The following is a 16043-nucleotide window of genomic DNA, read 5'->3' as shown; positions in this document are numbered from 1 at the left end:
GGTTCCACAGCCGCGGACCCAGGTCGCAGGCGTCCGCGAGCACGCCGGACGACCCTGTCGCCGGGCAGCTCGGACACCGTCGGCCCGTCTCCGGCCGGCGGGACGTGCCCGGTCACGGAGACGAGTAAAAGACCTGAACGCGGGGGGTGGCGCATGAGCGACTCCTTGCAGATCGGACGCGCCGTGACGGCCGCGTCGACTGGTGGAACCGCTCCCACTGGTGCTGGTGAAGGTAGCGCCAAGTGACGGTAAAAGACAGGGGTGTTGCGTTATTGCCCACCACAAATCTTTTCGCCCGCCGTCGAATCTTTTCGACTCTTCAAGCACCTTGACCGCCTGCACCCCTCTCTTCAATATGGGAGCGCTCCCACTGGTTCAAGGCTTGTTGTTGCCGCTCCGCCCCCACCTTCGTAAGAGCCGCACGGAAGGAACCAGAGCATGCACCCCAGACGCGGACGCCGTGCCACGCGGCGCCTGTGGACCGCCGTGGTCGCGGCCCTCGCTCTTCCCCTGACGATGCTGGGCACGGGCTCTTCCCCCGCCGCCGCGGCGGCCGTCGCCTGCAACGTCGACTACAAGACCAATGACTGGGGCTCGGGCTTCACCGCCGAGCTGACCCTCACCAACCGGGGCACCGAGGCCATCAACGGCTGGACCCTGACGTACTCCTACGCGGGCAACCAGACGCTCACCAGCGGCTGGAGCGGCACCTGGTCGCAGTCCGGCAAGACGGTGACGGCGAAGAACGCGTCCTGGAACGGCACCATCGCCGTCGGGGCGGCGGTGAGCACCGGCGCCCAGTTCACCTACAGCGGCACGAACACCGCGCCGACCAGCTTCTCGATCAACGGCACCGCGTGTGTCGGCGCCCACCAGCCGCCGATCACCGTGCTGACCAGCCCGACCGCGGGGGCCACGTTCTCGCAGGGCGACCCGGTGCCGATGGCGGCCACCGCGGCAGCCGCGGACAACGCGACCGTCACCAAGGTGGAGTTCTACGACGACACCAAGCTGCTGGGCACGGACACGACCGCGCCGTACACCTTCTCGGCCACCGGTCTGTCCGTGGGCAGTCACTCGCTGGTCGCCAAGGCGTACGACAGCCTGGGCGCGTCGGCTGACTCCGCGCCGGTCGGCATCACGGTCGCCTCGGGCCCCGCCGTGGTGGTCTCGCCGACGCAACTGGGCGTGCAGCAGGGCAAGACGGGCACCTACGACGTGAAGCTCTCGACGCAGCCGTCGGGCAACGTGACGGTGACGACCGCGCGGGCCTCCGGCAACTCGGGTCTGTCGGTCACCGGTGGGGCGTCGCTGACCTTCACGCCGTCGAACTGGAACACGGCCCAGAAGGTGACGGTCACGGCCGACTCCTCGGGCACGGGCGCCGCGGTCTTCGAGTCGACGGCCACCGGTCACGCCAAGGGCGCGGTGACGGTGACGCAGCTGGCGGCGTCGAAGGTGTACGACGCGCGCTTCCTGGAGCTGTACGGCAAGATCACCAACCCGGCGAACGGCTACTTCTCCCCCGAGGGCATCCCGTACCACTCGGTGGAGACGCTGATCGTCGAGGCGCCGGACCACGGCCATGAGACCACCTCGGAGGCGTACAGCTACCTGCTGTGGCTCCAGGCCATGTACGGCAAGGTGACCGGCGACTGGTCCAAGTTCAACGGCGCCTGGGAGATCATGGAGAAGTACATGATCCCCACCAAGGCCGACCAGCCGACCAACTCCTTCTACTCGGCGAGCAAGCCGGCGACGTACGCCCCCGAGCACGACACCCCGAACGAGTACCCGGCGCAGCTGGACACGTCGGTCTCGGTCGGCTCCGACCCGATCGCCGCGGAGCTGAAGAGCGCCTACAACACGGACGACATCTACGGCATGCACTGGCTGCAGGACGTGGACAACGTCTACGGCTACGGCAACTCGCCGGGCAAGTGCGAGGCCGGACCGTCCGACACCGGCCCGTCGTACATCAACACCTTCCAGCGCGGACCGCAGGAGTCGGTGTGGGAGACCGTCCCGCAGCCCACCTGTGACCAGTTCAAGTACGGCGGCAGGAACGGGTACCTGGACCTGTTCACCCGTGACGCGTCCTACGCCAAGCAGTGGAAGTTCACCAACGCCCCGGACGCCGACGCGCGCGCCGTGCAGGCCGCGTACTGGGCGGACGTCTGGGCGAAGCAGCAGGGCAAGGGCGGCGACGTCTCCGCGACCGTCGGCAAGGCCGCGAAGATGGGCGACTACCTGCGCTACGCGATGTACGACAAGTACTTCAAGAAGGTCGGGAACTGCGTGGGTCCGACCGCGTGCCCCGCGGGCACCGGCAAGGACGCCTCCTTCTACCTGCTCTCCTGGTACTACGCGTGGGGCGGCGCCACCGACACCAACGCCGGCTGGGCCTGGCGCATCGGCTCCAGCCACGCGCACGGCGGCTACCAGAACCCGCTCGCCGCGTACGCCCTCGCCAACTACGCCCCGCTGAAGCCCAAGTCGGCGACCGGGCAGGCGGACTGGGCGAAGTCCCTGGACCGGCAGATCGAGTTCTACCGCTGGCTCCAGTCCAACGAGGGCGCCATCGCGGGCGGCGCCACCAACAGCTGGGCGGGGCGGTACGCCACGCCGCCGGCCGGTACGCCGACCTTCTACGGCATGTACTACGACGAGAAGCCCGTGTACCACGACCCGCCGTCCAACCAGTGGTTCGGCTTCCAGGCGTGGTCCATGGAGCGGGTCGCCGAGTACTACCAGCAGACGGGCAACGCCGCCGCGAAGACGGTCCTCGACAAGTGGGTCGACTGGGCGCTGTCCAAGACCACCGTCAACCCCGACGGGACGTACCGGATCCCCGCCACGCTCCAGTGGTCCGGCGCCCCGAACACCTGGAACCCGTCCAGCCCAGGCTCCAACAGCGGGCTGCACGTCACCGTCGCCGACTACACCGACGACGTCGGCGTGGCGGCCGCGTACGCCAAGACGCTGACGTACTACGCCGACCGCTCCGGTGACGCCGACGCGGCCCGGGTCGCCAAGGCGCTGCTCGACGGGATGTGGCAGCACCACCAGGACGCGCTCGGTGTCGCCGTCCCGGAGACCCGTACGGACTACAACCGGTTCGACGACCGGGTGTACGTGCCGAGCGGGTGGACGGGCACGATGCCGAACGGCGACACGATCAACTCGTCGTCGACGTTCGAGTCGATCCGGTCGTTCTACGAGGACGACCCGGCCTGGTCGAAGATCGAGGCGTATCTGGCGGGTGGCGCCGCGCCGTCGTTCACGTACCACCGGTTCTGGGCCCAGGCGGACATCGCCCTGGCCATGGGTTCGTACGCGGAGCTCCTCGAATAAGTCCCCGCTGAAGCTCCGGGTACGAGGTCCTGCGCTCCGGCGGGGGCAGGACCTGGGCCGGGCGGTCCCCACCCGCACAGGGGGCCGCCCGGCCGTTCGCGCCCGTCCATCCCTCCCCCCACATGTCAGGAGAGGACTTCACCGTGCGAAGAACCCGCATCCTCACCACCGTCCTGGCCCTCGCGGCCGGCCTCCTCGCGGGCTCCCCACCCGTGCTGGCCGCCGGGCAGACGGAGCAGGCCGGGCAGGCCGACCGGAAGGTGTCGATCGCCGCCGACACCTACACGTGGAAGAACGCCCGCATCGACGGTGGCGGGTTCGTGCCCGGCATCGTCTTCAACCGCAAGGAGAAGAACCTCGCGTACGCCCGCACGGACATCGGCGGCGCCTACCGCTGGGTGGAGTCGTCGAAGACGTGGACGCCGCTGCTGGACTCGGTCGGCTGGGACGACTGGGGACACACGGGGGTGGTGAGCCTCGCCTCCGACCCGGTCGAGCCGGACAAGGTGTACGTGGCTGCCGGTACCTACACCAACAGCTGGGACCCGGGCAACGGCGCCGTCTACCGCTCGTCCGACCGGGGTGCGAGCTGGCAGCGGGCGAACCTGCCGTTCAAGCTGGGCGGGAACATGCCGGGGCGCGGCATGGGTGAGCGGCTGGCGGTGGATCCGCACAGGAACAGCGTGCTGTATCTGGGCGCGCCCAGCGGGAAGGGGCTGTGGCGGTCCACGGACTCGGGGGCCACCTGGTCGCAGGTGACCAACTTCCCCAACGTCGGCAACTACGTGGCCGACCCGTCCGACACCAGCGGGTACTCCAGCGACAACCAGGGCATCGTCTGGGTCACCTTCGACGAGTCGACGGGCAGCGCGGGCACGGCCACGAAGACGATCTACGTGGGGGTCGCCGACAAGGAGAACGCGGTCTACCGGTCGACGGACGCGGGCGCGACCTGGTCGCGGGTGGCCGGGCAGCCGACCGGTCAACTGGCCCACAAGGGCGTCCTGGACGCGACGAACGGCCATCTGTACGTCGCCTACAGCGACACGGGCGGGCCGTACGACGGCGGCAAGGGCCGGCTCTACCGGTACGCGACGGCGACGGGGACCTGGACGGACATCAGCCCGGTGGCGGAGGCCGACACGTACTTCGGTTTCAGCGGTCTCACGGTGGACCGCCAGAAGCCGGGCACGGTCATGGCGACGGCGTACAGCTCCTGGTGGCCGGACACCCAGATCTTCCGCTCCACCGACAAGGGAGCGACCTGGACGAAGGCATGGGACTACACGTCGTACCCCAACCGGGAGAACCGCTTCACCATGGACGTCTCGTCGTCGCCGTGGCTGACGTGGGGCGCGAACCCGTCGCCGCCGGAGCAGACACCGAAACTGGGCTGGATGACGGAGTCGCTGGAGATCGACCCGTTCGACTCGAACCGCATGATGTACGGGACGGGCGCGACGATCTACGGCACCGAGAACCTCACCAACTGGGACAGCGGCACCAAGTTCACGGTGAAGCCCATGGTGCGGGGCCTGGAGGAGACGGCCGTCAACGATCTGGCCTCTCCCCCGTCCGGGGCGCCGCTGCTCAGCGCGCTCGGTGACGTCGGCGGTTTCCGGCACACGGATCTGACGAAGGTCCCGTCGATGATGTTCACGCAGCCGAACTTCACGACGACGACCAGCCTGGACTTCGCCGAGACCAACCCGAACACCGTCGTCCGGGTGGGGAACCTGGACTCGGGCCCGCACATCGCGTTCTCCACGGACAACGGGGCCAACTGGTTCGCGGGCACCGATCCGTCGGGGGTGAGCGGCGGCGGCACGGTCGCGGCGGGCGCGGACGGCAGCCGCTTCGTGTGGAGCCCGGCGGGCACCGGTGTGCGGTTCACCACGGGCTTCGGGACGTCGTGGCAGGAGTCCGGCGGCATACCGGCCGGCGCGATCGTGGAGTCCGACCGGGTCGACCCGAAGACCTTCTACGGCTTCAAGTCGGGGAAGTTCTACGTCAGCACGGACGGCGGCGCGACCTTCACCGCGTCGAACGCGAGCGGCCTGCCGAGCGGTGACAGCGTCCGCTTCAAGGCGCTGCCCGGCACGAAGGGCGACGTGTGGCTGGCGGGCGGGGCGGCGGACGGCGCCTACGGGCTGTGGCACTCCATGGACGGCGGGGCGACGTTCACCAAGCTGTCGAACGTGGCGCAGGCGGACACCATCGGCTTCGGCAAGGCGGCCGCGGGCGCCTCGTACCAGACGCTGTACACCAGCGCCAAGATCGGCGGGGTGCGCGGCATCTTCCGCTCGACCGACAAGGGCGCCACCTGGACGCGGATCAACGACGACGCCCATCAGTGGGGCTGGACCGGCGCGGCGATCACGGGTGACCCGCGGGTCTTCGGCCGCGTGTACATCGCCACCAACGGGCGCGGCGTCATCTACGGCGACACCTCCGACACGGGCGGCGGCACGGATCCCGGTCCGGATCCGCAGCCGACGGGTGCCTGCGCGGTGACGTACAAGATCACCAACCAGTGGTCGGGCGGGTTCCAGGCGGATGTGCAGCTGACCAACACCGGCAGCGGCGCGTGGACGGGCTGGACGCTCGACTGGTCCTTCCCGAACGGTCAGAGCGTCACGCAGCTGTGGAACGCGGCGCACACCCAGTCCGGTGCGGCGGTCTCGGTGAGGAACATCGCCTGGAACGGGAACGTCGCGGCCGGCTCGTCGGTCGCCTTCGGCTTCACGGGCAGTTGGTCGGGGACGAACGGAAAACCGTCCGCCTTCCGACTCGGTGACCAGTCCTGCACGGTGACCTGACACCCGAGCGGGACGCGACGAGGGCGCGCGCCGGTCGGGCGCGCGCCCTCATTCATTCGTCCGTCAGGCATTCGCCCGTCGGACAGTCATTCATCGGGCAGCCATTCATCAGGCAGTCATTCGCCCGTCGGGCGGTCATTCGTCGTCACGGTGCCGGATCCACCACAGCAGCATCACGGCGGCGGCGACGAGCATGACGATCGCCGGTGCGGCGGTGGCGACACGGGACAGGGTCATCGGCGGTCTTCCTCGGCCGCCGCCCTGGAGGTGACGACGGCGTACTGGACGGGGCGGGCCGCATGATGATCCCGCCTGCGCCGGCCGACGTCAGCGGGACGGCCGAAACTACACCCGTTCGTGTCTGCGTGACCGTGTCCTGCCCGTCAGGGGGTGTAGACCGTCGGCCGGGGTGCGGTCGGCATCCCGGCGCCGATGAAGAAGCTGGTGTGCGGGGGCTGGTTGTACGCGGTGTTCTGCCAGGCCAGTCCTGTGCGGTACTGGGTGTCGTGCAGGAGGGTGGTGATCCTGGTGGCGGTCTCGACCGGGGTCGAGTAGATCCGCAGGGCGGTGTTGGCGCTGGTGCGCCAGACGACCTCTTCGCGCCAGTCGCCCAGGATGTCGCCGGAGAGAACGGGGGTGGACTTGGTGCCGTTGTTGGAGGAGACCCCGGAGCCGGTCAGCAGGCGGGTCTCGCCGGACGGGCCGTACTTGTCGATGCGGGTGCCGTCGAGGAGTTCCCGCACCGGGTCGCCGTCCCACCAGGAGAGGAAGTTGGCGGAGGACGGCTCCCGGCCCTTCGTGGCACCGGCCTTGTCGCGGATGGAGGTGTCGGAGGCGGACCACATCTCGGGGCCGTCGCTGCCCGCGTAGATGTCCCCGGCGACGCCCCGGCCGTTGTCGCAGCAGGCGGCGAGCTTCCAGCGCACCGCGCCGTTCGCGGGGTCGATGTACAGCTCGGCGGGTTGCGAGGTGGACTCGGAGACCTTGAAGTACTCCAGTCCGGGGGTGGAGGGGTCGAGGTCGCCGAGGTGCTGGGCGTCGCCGTGGCCCGTCCTGGTGGTCCACAGGCCGTTGCCGTTGTCGTCGACGGCCATCGCGCCGTACACGATCTCGTCCCGGCCGTCGTTGTCGACGTCGCCGACGGACAGGCTGTGCGAGCCCTGGCCGTCGTAGCCCTTGCCGCTGTTGGTGGAGGAGTTGGTGTCGAAGGTCCAGCGGCGGGTGAAGGAGCCGCCCCGCCAGTCCCAGGCGGCGATCACGGTACGGGTGTAGTAGCCGCGGGCCATGATCAGCGAGGGGCGGGCGCCGTCCAGGTACGCCGTGCCCGCGAGGAAGCGGTCGACGCGGTTGCCGTAGCTGTCGCCCCAGGAGGAGACCGTGCCGCGTCCGGGGACGTAGTCGACGGACTGCATGGCCCTGCCGGTCTGCCCGTTGAACATGGTCAGGTACTCGGGGCCGGTCAGGACGTAGCCGCTGGAGTTGCGGTGGTCGGCGGAGGCGCTGCCGATGACGGCGCCCGTGCCGTCCCGCGTGCCGTCCGCGGTCTTCATGGCGACCTCGGCCCTGCCGTCGCCGTCGTAGTCGTACACCTGGAACTGGGTGTAGTGGGCGCCGGAGCGGATGTTGCGGCCCAGGTCGATGCGCCACAGCCGGGTGCCGTCGAGCTTGATGCCGTCGACGATGGTGTTGCCGGTGTAGCCGGACTGGGAGTTGTCCTTGGCGTTGGTCGGCTGCCACTTGAGGACGAACTCCAGGGCTCCGTCGCCGTCGAGGTCCCCCACGGAGGCGTCGTTGGCCTCGTAGGTGTACGCCACCCCGTCCGGGGTGGTGCCGCCCGCGGGCGGACTGATCGGCACGTCGGTGTAGCCGGTGCGCAGTTGCACCGCGTGCACGGAGTCGCCCTGCTCGACGCCGTTCACGACAGCGCGCACCGTGTAGTCGGCCTGGGCGGGCGCGCCGGCGTGGAAGTAGTTGGTGGACCCGGTGATCGGGGCCGTGTTGACCTTGGTGCCGGCCCGGTAGACGTTGAAGGAGACGTCGCCCGGGTCGGTGCCGAGCCAGCGCCAGCCGACCAGGTTGCCGGCGTCGGTGTGCACGCTGACCACCCCCCGGTCCAGTTTCTCGACCTGGCGTGCGGTGGCCGCGGCGGCGGGCTGCGCGCCGAACGTGGTGAGCCCGGCGGCGGTCAGCGCGGCCGCCGCCAGCGCCGTGACCGTTCTGCGGGCCCTGCGGATCGTTCGTCCGTGGTGCGGGTGCGGGTGCTGCACGGGGGTACCTCCCGGGAGGAAAGACGGGTTCCGCTTGCTCAGTCGCCGCAGGGAGCAAGGGAGTTGCCGCCCCTCGGGGCGTATCGCGCGGCGAGTTCCGCGACCGTCCGCGTGATCCGCTCGCGCAGTTCGGCGGGTTCCAGGACCTCCACCGCGGTGCCGGGTCGCAGGAACTCGTCGTGGGCCCGGTCGAGGTTCTCGACGGGGACGCTGGCCCGTGTCCAGCCGTCGTCGCGGCGGCCCGTCTCGTCCACCGCGCGTCCCTGCGGGCCGGTGAGCCGGGTGCCGGGCGCCAGGCGCACGACGGCCTCGGCGCGGTGCGGCCGGTCGTGGAAGCCGCGCTGGTACGCCGTCCGGTACGCGGCCGGCCGCGGTCACCCCTTGCGGAACGCCCGGAGCGAGAACTCCGGGTCCGGGCGGGGCCGGTCCTGGTCGGGGAGGGCCGCGAGACGTGCCGCGAAGTCGTCGGCGAGGGGGGCGCCGGGCGGCAGGGTGACGAACCAGCCGCGGCGCAGGTCCATGAGGGCGCGGCGGGGGCTGCGGCCCTGGCCGCGGCCAGGGAAGCGGGCCTCGCCCGCGGGGCGCAGCCCGTGCTCGTCGGCGTACTTCTCGACGGCTGCCGCGGTGTCCGTGGCGGGACTGCGGGGGCGGGTGGCGAGGACGGCGTCGATGTCGCTGCCGACGTTGTGGGCGGCCCCCTTGTCGACGGTGGTGATGTACACGCCGCCCGGACGCAGCACGCGGGCGCACTCACCGACGACCGTTCGAACGTCGTCCGGGTCCGCGAGCAAATGCAGGAGCCACACGCTGGTGACGGCGTCGAACGCGTCGTCGGGGAAGGGCAGTCGGCGGCTGTCGCCGAGGACGATCGCGCCGGGCAGACGGGCGGCGGCACGGCGCGCCATAGCGGGGGTGAGGTCGACACCCGTCACCCGCGTCCCGCGGCGGGCGGCGGCGAGGCGCCGGGTCACGATGCCGGTGCCGCAGGCGACGTCGAGCAGGTCGCGCGCACCTCGGGGGACGAGGCCGAGCACGGCGTCGGCGGCTGCCTCGGCGCGGGGCTCGCCGCCGCGCAGGGCGTCGTAGTCGCCCGCCTCCTTGTCGTAGTCGAGCACCGGCTCAGCTCGCCCCGTGGCCGGGGGCGAGTTCCTCCACCCGCCGGGCCAGTTCGAAGTCCTTCTCGGTGACGGCGCCGCCCGCGCTGTGCGTGTGGACGGTCAGCGACACGGTGTCGTAGCCGAGGGTGAGGTCGGAGTGGTGGTCGAGCTCCTCCTGGGTGCGGGCGATGTGCACGACCATCGCGGTCGCCGCGAAGTGCGAGGCCAGCCGGTAGGTGCGGGCGATCCGGTCCCCGTCCAGCGACCAGCCCGGCAGGTCCGCGAGCCGGTCCTCGATCTCCCTCTGCGACAAGGGTTCCACGGGCATGGCCCGCTCCTTCCGTGACGTCCCTGCAGCCGTGCGGTCCTTCTCAGCGTGCCACAGCCGGGCCGCCGTGGCCCTGGTCGCACCGCAGCGCACCGCACCGCGCACTCCTCGATCGTCTCGGCTACGTTCTGACGTATGCCCCTTGTCCCTTCCGGCACCACACGTCGTCCCGGTACCCCGCCCGAGCAGGGCGCCGGCCCGCTGCTGCGGGCGTGGCGGGAGCAGCGGCGGGTCAGTCAGCTGGAGTTGGCGCTGCGGGCCGGTTCGTCGGCGCGTCACATCAGCTTCGTGGAGACCGGCCGCTCCCGGCCCAGTGAGGAGCTGCTGCTGCGGCTCGCCGAGCACCTGGACGTCCCGGTGCGGGACCGCAACGCGCTGCTCCTGGCGGCCGGTTACGCGCCCCGCTATCCGCAGACCCCGCTGGACGACCCGTCGATGGCGGCGCTGCGCGAGGGCGTGGAGCGTCTGATCCAGGGCTACGAGCCGTACCCGGCGCTGGTGCTCGACGCGACGTACCACGTGGTGGCCGCCAACCGGGGCATCGCGATGCTCCTCGACGGCGTCCCCGAGTCGCTGCTGGTGCCGCCGCCGAACGCGATGCGGCTGGTCCTGCACCCCGAGGGCCTCGCTCCCCGCATCCGCAACCTGCGGGCCTGGCGAGGTCATCTGCTGGAGCAGATGGAACGCCAGATCGCCCTGCGCCGCTCGGAGCCGCTGCGCGCGCTGTACGAGGAGGTCGCGGCGTATCCGCTGCCGCCCGGCGCGGCCGACGAGGAGCCCGGGCAGGAGCTGGGCGTGTCCCTCGCGCTGCCGATGCGGATCGAGCACGCGGGCCGGGTGCTGTCCTTCATCTCGTCGATCTCCACGTTCAACACGCCCATGGACGTGACCGTGGCCGAGCTGGCCATCGAGACATTCCTCCCGGCCGACCCTGCCACGGTCAAGTACCTTCAGTCACTGATGATGTGACGGCTCATCAGTCATGTGACGATCAGGCGGCCGGTCGGTCGCCGGCGGCCCGCAGGGCGGTGTACTGGGCCGCCGCGAACCCGGCGACCGTCAGTGCCTGGAGCACCGTCCACACGGCGCCCGCCGTGCTCGGCCCGAGCCACAGGGCGAGGGCGACGAGGCTGAGGAGGGCCCAGGCGAGGTTGGCCTCGACGACCGCGGTCACGGCCCAGGCCGGCGGGCGTCCGCGGGCGGCGAGCAGGGCCACGGCCGCCGCGTACACCGTGAGGAACGCGCCGAGTGCGGCGAGGAGGCCCGCGCCCACCCCGAGGAACCGGCCGAGCGGGCCGGCGGCGACGAGGTAGGCGAGCCCGTTCGCCCCGGTCACGGCGGCGTCCGCGGCCAGGAAGCGGCGCAGCATGGTCCGGGGGTCGGTGGTCCGGGCGAGAGCGGCGAGCGGGGTCGCGGACATGGGGCATCACCCTCCGTCGAGGTGGGGTCGGTCGGCTGGGAGGCGGATCGGCCGGGGCGGCCGTACGGGCCCCCCGGGGCCGGGCCCCGGGCCGGAGTGCGCCGGCCCGGAACCCGCTGCCCTCACCCTGCCGCGCGGGGCGGTGGCGGTCGATTACCTCGGAGGTCATGCCGGTACCTCGGAGGTCATGCCGGTGGCCCGGAGGTCATACCGGTGGCCCGGAGGCCGCGCCGGGTCGGGCCGGGTCGGGTCGGTGCGGGTGACCCGCGACACGGTCCCCGGAGTGCCGTGACCGAGGTCGCGCCGGGGCACCGCTGCCCACTCCTCGGCAGCGTCCTTCGCTCTGTGGGGTCGCCTGCTCCGTGGGATCGCTGTGGCGTGTTCCGTCACGGGGCCGTCGTGGGTGCCGTCGTGGGCGAACCGGAACCGAGGGCTTCCCGTTCCGCTCGACCTCGTGAGATAGGCACCGGAACATGACAGACTGGACGCGTACTTCGGCGTGTGGCGTGTGGTGTGTGGGGAGGCGTGGCGTGAGTGAGCGGCGGCCCGCGCCCACCGTCGGTCAGGTGGTGCTCGGCAGACGGCTCCAGGAACTGCGCGAGGCCGCCGGGCTCAAGCGCGAGGAGGCAGCGCGCGTCCTGCGGGTCGCCCCGGCCACCGTACGGCGCATGGAGACCGCCGACGTCGCGCTGAAGATCCCGTACGTGCAGGTCCTGCTCACCACGTACGGTGTCGCCGAGCCCGAGGTCGCCTCGTTCGTGAAGCTCGCCGAGGAGGCGAACGAACCCGGCTGGTGGCAGCGGTTCCACGACGTGCTGCCCGACTGGTTCAGCCTGTACGTGAGCCTGGAGGGCGCGGCGCATCTGATCCGGCAGTACGAGCCGCACTTCGTGCCCGGGATGCTCCAGACCGAGGAGTACGCGCGGGCCGTGATGGAGGCGGGCACCCTCGGGCAGACCGGGCCCGACACCATCGAGCGGCACGTGTCGCTGCGGATGGCCCGGCAGAAGCTCCTCACCCGCGAGCACCCGCCGCACCTGTGGGTGATCATGGACGAGACGGCGCTCCTGCGGCCGGTGAGCGTCCACTCCCCGGTCATGCGCGACCAGATCGACCGGCTGCTGGAGATCACCGAGAAGGACCATGTGACCCTCCAGGTCGCCGAGTTCGCCGCCGGCCCTCATCCGGGCACGTACGCGCCGTTCGCCCTCTTCCGCTTCGCGGAGCCGGAACTCCCCGACATGGTCTACACGGAGTACCTCACCGGCGCCCTCTACCTCGACTCGCGCCGTGAGGTCGCCCTCCACCTGGAGGTCCTGGACCACATGGCGGCGCACGCGGCCTCCGCGGAACGCACCCGCGAGCTGCTGCGCGCGTACCGCGACCGGTACTGATCCCGCACCGGACGGACCCCCGGCACCGGGCCGGGGGCGGGGGCGGGGGCAGACAGCTCACCCGCCGCGCTACGCCGCGCCGTCCCTCCGTTCCCTGTCGTCGTCGACGATCTCCGCGTCCACGACGCCCTCCTCCCCGGCACCCGGATCCGGGCCGGGGCGGGGTTCCTCGGTCCGCGCTCCGGACGGCGTCGCGTACATCGCCTGGCCCATGCGCTGGCTCACCGTGGCGAGCCTGTCGATGCCGGCCCGCAGGGCGGCCGTGTCCTCGGGGTGGTCGAGGAGCTGCTTCAGCGCGGCCGCGGCCGCCTCGACCTCGCCCCGGACGTCGGCAGGCACCCGCTCCTCGTTGTCGCGGATGAACCGCTCGGTCTGGTAGACGAGTTGCTCGGCCTGGTTGCGGGTCTCCGCGGCCTCCCGGCGCCGCCGGTCCTCCTCGGCGTACTGCTCGGCCTCCCGCATCATCCGGTCGATGTCGTCCTTGGGCAGGGCGGACCCCCCGGTGACGGTCATCTTCTGTTCACGGCCGGTGGCCAGGTCCTTCGCCGACACGTGCATGATCCCGTCGGCGTCGATGTCGAACGCCACCTCGATCTGCGGCACCCCACGCGGCGACGGCGGCAGCCCGGTGAGGTCGAAGACGCCGAGCTTCTTGTTGTACGCGGCGATCTCCCGCTCCCCCTGGTAGACCTGGATGCCGACCGAGGGCTGGTTGTCGGCGGCCGTGGTGAAGATCTCCGAACGCCGGGTCGGGATCGTGGTGTTCCGCTCGATCAGCTTGGTCATGATGCCGCCCTGGGTCTCGATCCCCAGCGACAGCGGGGTGACGTCGAGCAGCAGGACGTCCTTCACGTCGCCGCGCAGGACACCCGCCTGCAGCGCGGCACCCACGGCCACCACCTCGTCGGGGTTCACGCCCTTGTGCGGGTCCTTCCCGGTGAGGTCCTTCACCAGCTCGGTCACGGCGGGCATGCGCGTCGAGCCGCCGACGAGGATGACGTGGTCGATCGCGGAGAGCTTGACCCCGGCGTCCTTCACGGCCTGGTGGAACGGCGTCCTGCAGCGGTCGAGCAGATCGGCCGTCAGCTCCTGGAACCGGGTGCGCGTCAGCCGCTCCTCCAGATGCAGCGGCCCCTCGGAGGAGGCGGTGACGTACGGCAGGTGGATGGACGTCTCGGAGGAGCTGGACAGCTCGATCTTGGCCTTCTCGGCGCCCTCCCGGAGCCGTTGGAGCGCCATCTTGTCGTTGCCGAGGTCGATGCCGTGCTGCCCCTTGAACTTCTTGACGAGGTACTCGACGACCCGCTGGTCCCAGTCGTCGCCGCCGAGGTGCGTGTCCCCGTTGGTGGCCTTGACCTCGATGACCCCGTCGCCGATCTCCAGCAGCGAGACGTCGAAGGTGCCGCCGCCGAGGTCGAAGACGAGGACGGTCTGCTCGTCGCCCCGGTCGAGGCCGTACGCGAGGGCCGCGGCCGTGGGCTCGTTGATGATCCGCAGCACCTTGAGCCCGGCGATCTCCCCGGCCTCCTTGGTGGCCTGCCGCTGGGAGTCGTCGAAGTACGCGGGGACGGTGATCACCGCGTCGGTGACGTCGTCGCCGAGGTACGCCTCGGCGTCCCGCTTCAGCTTCTGCAGCACGCGGGCGGACAGTTCCTGGGCCCTCAGGCGGGTGCCGTCCACCGAGCCCTGCTCGGGGAAGCGCCAGGCCCCGTCGCCCATGTGGCGTTTGACGGAGCGCGCGGTGCGCTCCACGTTCGTCACGGCCTGCCGCTTGGCGACCTCACCCACGAGGACCTCGCCGTTCTTGGCGAAGGCCACCACGGAGGGGGTGGTCCGCTGGCCCTCCGCGTTCGTGACGACGGTCGGGTCGCCGCCCTCCAGCACGGCGACCACCGAGTTCGTCGTCCCCAGATCGATTCCGACCGCACGCCCCATCGCCGTCCCCTTCCTGCGAGGCTCCACCCTGGGTCGCGCCCGTGGCTCCCGCGCCCGCACGCCTGCCCGCCGACCCGTGGCTCCTACCACCAGCACAAAACTTGAGCGGCCTCTTGTCAATGGGGCAGGGGGGAGGTCCGCGTCAGGACACAGGGGCTCGGCGCGTGCGGCTGAGGAGACACCGACGGCCGGACCAGCGCCCCTCAGGGGTGACCGGTCCGGCCGCCGTGAGCCCGCGGATCAGGCCAGCTTGGCCGACAGGGTGATCGGCACCGCCTTGAGGGCCTGGCTGACCGGGCAGTTCACCTTGGCGTTCTCGGCCGCCGCGACGAAGCCCGCCTCGTCGAGACCGGGCACCTCGCCCTCGACGGTGATGTGGATTCCGGTGATGCCCTCACCCGGCTGGAACGTCACGTCGGCGGAGGTGACGAGCTTGGTGGGGGGCGTGCCGGCGCCGGCGAGGGCGTGCGAGAACGCCATCGAGAAGCAGCTGGAGTGGGCGGCCGCGATCAGCTCCTCGGGGCTGGTCTTGCCGTTCGCCTCCTGCGTGCGAGCGGCCCACGTCACCGGCTGCTCGGCGATGGCGCCGGACGAGTCGAAGGTGACGACACCGTTGCCCTCGAGCAGGTTGCCTTCCCATACGGTGTGTGCGGAGCGCGTGGTAGCCACGGTTCTTCCTTTCACGTGGGTCCCGTTCCAACGGGGTCGGCCCCATCCGATCACATCGGGCCGCCCCGGACCCAGCCGACGGGGCGGAGTCCCCCCGCGGTCGACCGCCCGTCCGCCCGACGTCCACCCCCGGCGACGCCGTGCGCCGCGAGGAGACGGCCGGAGTTTCCAAGTCTTCCGGCGCACACGGCGGTTGGTGCGCCCGCGGTGGGCGCCGGGTCACCGCACGCGGAACACCGGGCCGTGGGCGGTGAACGGCAGGCGGGCGCCCCGCGGGAGGGGAGGGGCGTGCTCGCGGCGTACCCGCGGCGTGTCGCACCAGCCGTCGGTGATGACCAGGAGCGGCGCGCCCGCGGGAAGTCGTCGGCCCGCTGCAACAGGTCGACGCCGGGCTGGAGCACCGTGCCGCCGCGCCCGTGGACGCGGACGCGTCCGGCGATCTCCGTGACCGGGACGTAGCCCGCGTCGTGCGGGCCCGCGTCGCAGAGGACGACCCGCGCGGCCGGTACGTCACGAGCCCCGGTGTGGGAGGCGATGGCGCCGGGGCCTTGCCGGGCAGGACCCGGTTCATGGAGGCGGAGGTGTGGGGGACGACACCGAACGTGCGGCGGGCGACCTCCTCGGGCGGGAAGTACCGTCCCGCGCGGGGGATGTCGGGGTGGCGGACTGGCGGCACGAGGGGCCGTGTGGCTCCGTACCGGCTCGGGCCGGGGCACGCACTCGTCGAACCGCAGGGCAGGGGCCGCAGGAGAAGGGGGCG

Annotated in this window: 11 protein-coding genes and 1 pseudogene; 4 read left to right on the top strand and 8 right to left on the bottom strand. The window is 71.5% G+C overall.

Features of this window, described 5'->3' with window-relative positions; translation table 11 throughout:
• The first annotated feature begins 438 nt into the window (after nt 1–438).
• Nucleotides 439–3354 carry a glycoside hydrolase family 48 protein gene (locus GSY65_RS31505; RefSeq protein ID WP_159774935.1) on the top strand — a complete coding sequence of 972 codons (2916 nt, stop codon included), beginning with the start codon at nt 439–441 and terminating at the stop codon, nt 3352–3354.
• A gap of 143 nt (nt 3355–3497) precedes the next feature.
• Complete coding sequence (locus GSY65_RS31500; RefSeq protein ID WP_159774933.1) at nt 3498–6173, top strand: cellulose binding domain-containing protein; 2676 nt, start codon at nt 3498–3500, stop codon at nt 6171–6173.
• 383 nt (nt 6174–6556) lie between these two features.
• On the opposite strand, the gene GSY65_RS31495 is transcribed toward GSY65_RS31500, so the two are convergent.
• From GSY65_RS31495 to GSY65_RS31480, 4 genes are all read right to left on the bottom strand, one after another.
• A complete protein-coding gene (locus GSY65_RS31495) occupies nt 6557–8440 on the bottom strand; it encodes a rhamnogalacturonan lyase (RefSeq protein ID WP_443043274.1) in 1884 nt (627 codons plus the stop codon).
• A gap of 38 nt (nt 8441–8478) precedes the next feature.
• Nucleotides 8479–8742: a WYL domain-containing protein gene (locus GSY65_RS31490; RefSeq protein WP_236580143.1), complete on the bottom strand. Its 264-nt coding sequence runs from the start codon at nt 8740–8742 to the stop codon at nt 8479–8481.
• Nucleotides 8743–8814: 72 nt separating this feature from the next.
• The gene (locus tag GSY65_RS31485; RefSeq protein ID WP_159774931.1) at nt 8815–9555 is read right to left on the bottom strand and encodes a class I SAM-dependent methyltransferase; all 741 of its coding nucleotides are present in this window, start codon (nt 9553–9555) and stop codon (nt 8815–8817) included.
• 4 nt (nt 9556–9559) lie between these two features.
• Nucleotides 9560–9865: a 4a-hydroxytetrahydrobiopterin dehydratase gene (locus tag GSY65_RS31480; RefSeq protein ID WP_159774929.1), complete on the bottom strand. Its 306-nt coding sequence runs from the start codon at nt 9863–9865 to the stop codon at nt 9560–9562.
• Nucleotides 9866–10000: 135 nt separating this feature from the next.
• Here GSY65_RS31480 and GSY65_RS31475 point away from each other — a divergent pair, with 135 nt between their 5' ends.
• On the top strand, nt 10001–10834 hold the full coding sequence (locus GSY65_RS31475; protein ID WP_159774927.1) for a helix-turn-helix domain-containing protein: 834 nt from the start codon (nt 10001–10003) through the stop codon (nt 10832–10834).
• A gap of 22 nt (nt 10835–10856) precedes the next feature.
• Here the strand turns inward: GSY65_RS31475 and GSY65_RS31470 are convergent, their stop codons facing one another.
• Nucleotides 10857–11285 (bottom strand): hypothetical protein, encoded by a 429-nt coding sequence (locus GSY65_RS31470; protein ID WP_159774925.1) that lies wholly within the window; start codon nt 11283–11285, stop codon nt 10857–10859.
• 530 nt (nt 11286–11815) lie between these two features.
• Between GSY65_RS31470 and GSY65_RS31465 the strand changes: the two genes are divergently transcribed.
• Entirely contained in the window at nt 11816–12679 is an 864-nt protein-coding gene (locus tag GSY65_RS31465; RefSeq protein WP_159774923.1) for a helix-turn-helix domain-containing protein, read from the top strand.
• Between the two features lie 69 nt (nt 12680–12748).
• On the opposite strand, the gene dnaK is transcribed toward GSY65_RS31465, so the two are convergent.
• The 3 genes and pseudogenes from dnaK to GSY65_RS34185 all read right to left on the bottom strand — a co-directional run.
• Entirely contained in the window at nt 12749–14614 is a 1866-nt protein-coding gene (gene dnaK, locus GSY65_RS31460; protein ID WP_159774921.1) for a molecular chaperone DnaK, read from the bottom strand.
• 240 nt (nt 14615–14854) lie between these two features.
• A complete protein-coding gene (locus GSY65_RS31455) occupies nt 14855–15283 on the bottom strand; it encodes an OsmC family protein (RefSeq protein ID WP_055541002.1) in 429 nt (142 codons plus the stop codon).
• A gap of 219 nt (nt 15284–15502) precedes the next feature.
• Nucleotides 15503–16020 (bottom strand): annotated as a pseudogene (locus GSY65_RS34185) (DUF2201 family putative metallopeptidase); the annotation flags it as partial.
• Nucleotides 16021–16043 lie beyond the last annotated feature (23 nt).

It is taken from the genome of Streptomyces sp. HM190, assembly GCF_009857135.1.
GTDB lineage: Bacteria > Actinomycetota > Actinomycetes > Streptomycetales > Streptomycetaceae > Streptomyces > Streptomyces heilongjiangensis.
Note: the sequence above shows the minus strand (reverse complement) of the source record. Positions and strands in the feature narration are given on the sequence as shown.

Bases quoted from the DNA above. Each gene is read 5' to 3' on its own strand.
- GSY65_RS31475 (WP_159774927.1), top strand. From the start codon at position 10,001: ATGCCCCTTGTCCCTTCCGGCACCACACGTCGTCCCGGTACCCCGCCC.
- GSY65_RS31470 (WP_159774925.1), bottom strand. From the start codon at position 11,285: ATGTCCGCGACCCCGCTCGCCGCTCTCGCCCGGACCACCGACCCCCGG.
- dnaK (WP_159774921.1), bottom strand. From the start codon at position 14,614: ATGGGGCGTGCGGTCGGAATCGATCTGGGGACGACGAACTCGGTGGTC.
- GSY65_RS31505 (WP_159774935.1), top strand. From the start codon at position 439: ATGCACCCCAGACGCGGACGCCGTGCCACGCGGCGCCTGTGGACCGCC.
- GSY65_RS31480 (WP_159774929.1), bottom strand. From the start codon at position 9,865: ATGCCCGTGGAACCCTTGTCGCAGAGGGAGATCGAGGACCGGCTCGCG.